We start from the raw sequence: 4,277 nt of genomic DNA, 5'->3' as shown, positions 1-4,277 counted from the left end.
CCATAGCGCATCCGGTAGGAGGTCGCGAGCCATGGGCCCTAGGTGCTCATGGCCCGGCTATCCGTCCACCCTCCCTTTCAAACCTGACTTTTGTTAGGAGCTCTTACCTCGTAACCGCCTGGAATGATTTGGAGTCGTTATCCCGCCGCGTCCCATGCCGTCCCGTCCTGTCCCATCCCATTCCGCAGGCTCCTGCGACATACGTGCAACATGGCGGCGCCCGTCGCCGTGGGGCCGTGGTGCTGGCGCTCATTTCTGGGCGCCCTTTTCCGGCAGGAGCAAGCCCACCAAGCGCGAGAGGGTCTTTACCTGCGGGCTGTCCAGGTAAGCGAGGCGGCGCAGAAGACGCCGCTTCTCGGGAGTGTCGTTGACGCCGGGTGGCAGCATGCTTGCCCCGGGGAGTTCTGCGCTGGTTCCATCGGGGAGAACCCCATCAGCTCATCCCGACCTCAACGGGCTGGCATGGTGGTTGACGCTGTGAGGCCCAGGCTCGCGGCGAGCCCCGGACCTGGCCTGAAGGGGAGGCGCGTCCGCGAGCGCTACGGGCAGATGTCGCGGTCCGGCATCGGGTCGAGGTGGCCCTCGGCGTTGCCCGTGAGCGACAGGGCGAAGAGACCGCCGTTCCAACTGCCATCGGTGAAGTTCACGTTGGCGTAGGGGGCCAGGATGGTCCCGAAGAAGCCGTAGCCCTGGGCGGTGATGGAGGTGGTGTCCACGAAGTTGAACAGGATGCCGTGCTGGTCGATGCCGCCGCTCATCTGCTGGCCAAAGCCGGTGAACGTCGCCGACGCTCCACGGATGTTGATGATGGCGAGGGAGCCAGCCGGGGCCTCGATGGAGAACAGCACGGAGCCGGTGAAGGCGCTGGCCTGCACGTTGAACACGTTCACGGCTGGGCTGGTGCCGCGCAGCATGACGCCGCCCCAATTCTCGCGCTCCGTGGTGCCGTTGGCCGTCATGGCAGCGAGCTTGGAGGACAGGCCGCGCAGCTCGGAGAAGCGGGCCGCGAAGTCGACGGGCGTGCCCTGGCGGACGGTGCCGCGCGGGTACACGACGGTGGTGTTGGTGCTGTAGGTGCCGCCGTACCAGCCGTCGCCCCAGAGGCCGCCGCGGTTGAGGCTCAGGTTGCCGCCGGTCACCAGGGTGTTGGAGATGTTGTTGTCCGGCAGGCTGTGGCCCATGGAGAAGTCGCTCAGGACGATGTTGCCGCCGGCCGCGACCTTGCCCTCGATGTCATGGCCTCCGTTGTAGTCGCCGGCCAGGAACAGGGTGTAGTCGCCCAGCCGGATGGAGGTGCAGGGGTTGTCAGGGCAGGCTTGCTGGATACGCAACAGGGAGTAATCGAACGCCATGATCTCGGAGCTAATGGCCTCGGTCGTGGTGCGATCCGTTTCATCCACCTGTACAGAGAGGCGGCCATCCGCAAGCAGGCCCCATGCAGAGGAAGGGATGGTGTAGCGCACGATCCCCGTGTATCCACTGACGCCTGCGATGTACTGATTGACATCATCGAAGGCCCCCGCCAGCTCGGTTCCATCCAGGAACAAGCGATCATTGATCCAGGAAAAACCCCCATCATCGACATCGGCCGTGCACATCTCGAGTTCAACTGAGGTGATGGGGCAGTCCTGCCGCAGCTGGAAGGTGTGCACGAAGGGGGCCGGCAGCTTGAGCGCCCTCGGGTTGTAGGCGTAGGGGTTGCTGCTCAATGGCGGCAGGTAGGACGAGGCGACGACAACGACATCCGTGCCTGGAGGATCATCCGGTCCAGGGTTGAAGTCGTTGATGTTCTGATACGTCGCGCCGCAGGGGATTCCAGCCCCGAAGCCATCCTTGTCTCCAACGAGCGAGTCGACGGTGACGACGCTCAGCTCGCTGTGCCGGAGCGTCAGTTCTTCTTCCGCACTCGTACTGCATCCACCGCCCAGCAGTGCCGAGATCATACAGAGCGAGAGCCAGCGCATGTCGTCTTCCCTCCGGTCAGGTGAGTGCTGCCGTGGCCCAGGGGAATCGTCGGACTCGCAGGGGCGATAGGCCCCTTTCGCGCAAAGCCCCCCCTGTCCAAGGACAAGGATACAGGCGACGGACGCGCTATGCGGAGATTTTTTCGCGGACGAGCACCACCTTGGGGTAGGCGATCCGGAACCCCAGCCGCTCCAAGTTGCGCTGGGACGTGATCCCAGGGTGTGTGCTGCTGGAGGCCACGGTGCGGCGTAAAGGACAGGAGCCCTTCTGGCTTCTCATGAGCGGTAGACTCTCCATCAGCACGGGGCAGGCTCAGGCCGGGCGCGGTTCGTGATTTGGTCCTTTTTTGGTCCCCAAAGACCAAATTTGATCCCCACATGCAGGCGCCATCACCTTTTTCAGAGGGTGCAAGAGCCAGACTTCCTACTGACAGGCGATCCCTGGCAGGCCGCGATACGCTCCTTGCGAGGTCCATCGCGTATAGGGAGTGCCGCACGGCCCCGCGTACGGGTCATCAATGCCGTAGTTCGGGACCCAGTACTCGAAGTGCAGGTGCGGCCCCGTGGAGGCCCCAGAGGAGCCCACCCGTGCAATCCAGTAGGCGCAGGACAGGGAGGTATTCCGAGCGAACTGCTGAGTGTATGCCTTCAGGTGCCAGTACTTGGTCTTGGTGCCATCCGCGTGCCGCATGATGATGTAGTTGGCCGTGTAGAGTCCGCAGGCGGCGTACGGGTTGCCCTGATCCCAGTAGTTGCACCGATCAAAGTAACCATCCACCGAGGACTCGATGACGCCACTGGCGGCGTTCATGGCCCACACGCCGTAGTCCATCTTGCTGAACCCGCCCACCAGGGCGTAGTCAATGCCTGTGTGGCCGCTGTAGCGGACGCCGCCACACGCGTAGTCCCTGCCACCGTAGTCCTTGTACGCACTCACCACGCAGCCACCGTTGCCGCACTGGTCTCCGAGCTGAGAGGCGGGAAAGCGGAAGAACGTCTGCGCCGAGGAGACCGCCGGAACGGCCAGCAGCGCGAACACCAGCGAGACGGTGAGCTTCTTCATCATCGAGATCTTCACTTGTCACCTCCCAGGTCCGGAGCCGCCTGTCCGGTGCGCACGTTGATCGTCCAGAACTTGCCGCCGCCCGCGTTGTAGCGAAGCACGTCCTCGCTCACCCACTCCATGTGGTGACTCGAGACCGGCGGGGGGACGAAGCTCGCCGGAATGCCCTCGAACAGCATCCAGTTTTCCAGCCCGACATTCGTCAACTGCCGGGCCTCCTCGCCCTCCACCGTCGTGACGTAGAACGAAGCCACGCTGGTGCGGCCGGACACGAAGACCACCGTCTTGCCATCCGGAGAGATGGAGGGGGCCGCGTCCACTCCAGGCCCGTCCGCCAGGAGCTTCACCTGGCCCTTGAGATCGATGAGGGCCACGGACGTCTCGTGCGTTTCGGTGCTGGTGGACTGCATCGTGGCCACCAGCGCGTCACCCTTCGCCGTCGGGAACAGATCTCCTCCCACCCCCTTAGCCAGCACCCGCTCACGGCCGCCGCGCTCACGCAGGCGCAGGTTGCCCTGTCCATCCAGCAGGGCCACGTGGGGTCCCACCGAACGCGCCTCCCGGTACTTGAACTCGCGATCCACCACGCTCACCGCGCCGGTCGTCTCGTCATACTGGACGATGGCCAGCAGCGGCAGATCGTCCGTCCCCAGAGGCTGCTCCGGGATCTCCGCGACGACACCCGCCAGCATGCCGCGGCCCTGGCCGAAGAGATGGACGAACCGGGCCTTGGGCCCGAACTCCTTCTCGACGGCGGGGACCAGGCGCTCACGCGCCTTCTCGATACGGCGCAGATCCGCCGGGTTCATGCGATCCGCCGCCGTGGCGCTGGAGGCAACCAGCGTCATGGCCGCGAGGGTCCACATGGGTAGGACCCAGGAACGCGTAGGTCTCTTTGTCACGAGTGTCTCCGTAGGTGGGTGAACGCCGGAGTCCATCGCCAGCGTTAGTTGCGGTGCTTCCCCTTGGACGAGGCCTGGGGAATTTCGTCCCACCCGGGAGGCATGATTTCGAAGCTCAGATGGCTCTTTTCCACCGAGCAAGAATGTTTCACGATTCCACGCTCGAATGGCTTTGCTGGCGCTGCTCCTGGCGCTGTCTACCAGGGCCGCTGCCGAGGATCCTCTCGCCTCGGAGGGTGTCGCGGCCCCGGCCCCGGCGGAGGGCTCTGGCTGGATGCCGCCGACGGGCCTGTATCTCCAAGCCCACGCGCACGTGAGCTCCGGCTGGTCAATCGGTTCATGGCAAGG

At 64.6% G+C, this 4,277-nt stretch carries 4 protein-coding genes; all 4 read right to left on the bottom strand.

Going from position 1 to position 4,277, the window contains the following annotated elements:
• Window positions 1–539: 539 nt before the first annotated feature.
• Window positions 540–1,964 (bottom strand): choice-of-anchor A family protein, encoded by a 1,425-nt coding sequence (locus tag VD972_RS19245; RefSeq protein ID WP_324989068.1) that lies wholly within the window; start codon window positions 1,962–1,964, stop codon window positions 540–542.
• 127 nt (window positions 1,965–2,091) lie between these two features.
• The gene (locus VD972_RS19240) at window positions 2,092–2,244 is read right to left on the bottom strand and encodes a hypothetical protein (protein ID WP_324989066.1); all 153 of its coding nucleotides are present in this window, start codon (window positions 2,242–2,244) and stop codon (window positions 2,092–2,094) included.
• Between the two features lie 144 nt (window positions 2,245–2,388).
• Window positions 2,389–3,042, bottom strand: coding sequence for a M23 family metallopeptidase (locus VD972_RS19235; protein ID WP_324989064.1), 654 nt, complete (start codon window positions 3,040–3,042; stop codon window positions 2,389–2,391).
• On the bottom strand, window positions 3,039–3,875 hold the full coding sequence (locus tag VD972_RS19230) for a hypothetical protein (RefSeq protein WP_324989062.1): 837 nt from the start codon (window positions 3,873–3,875) through the stop codon (window positions 3,039–3,041). The genes VD972_RS19235 and VD972_RS19230 overlap by 4 nt, the downstream gene beginning before the upstream one ends.
• Window positions 3,876–4,277: the final 402 nt, after the last annotated feature.

The organism is Hyalangium sp., assembly GCF_035629615.1.
Taxonomy (GTDB): Bacteria; Myxococcota; Myxococcia; order Myxococcales; family Myxococcaceae; genus Hyalangium.
The sequence above is the reverse complement of the archived record's forward strand: the minus strand, read 5'-3'. Positions and strand labels throughout refer to the sequence as shown.

What these genes read in the sequence shown, in the direction of transcription:
- VD972_RS19230 (WP_324989062.1), bottom strand. Translation starts at nt 3,875, where the DNA reads ATGACGCTGGTTGCCTCCAGCGCCACGGCGGCGGATCGCATGAACCCG.
- VD972_RS19240 (WP_324989066.1), bottom strand. Translation starts at nt 2,244, where the DNA reads ATGAGAAGCCAGAAGGGCTCCTGTCCTTTACGCCGCACCGTGGCCTCC.
- VD972_RS19245 (WP_324989068.1), bottom strand. Translation starts at nt 1,964, where the DNA reads ATGCGCTGGCTCTCGCTCTGTATGATCTCGGCACTGCTGGGCGGTGGA.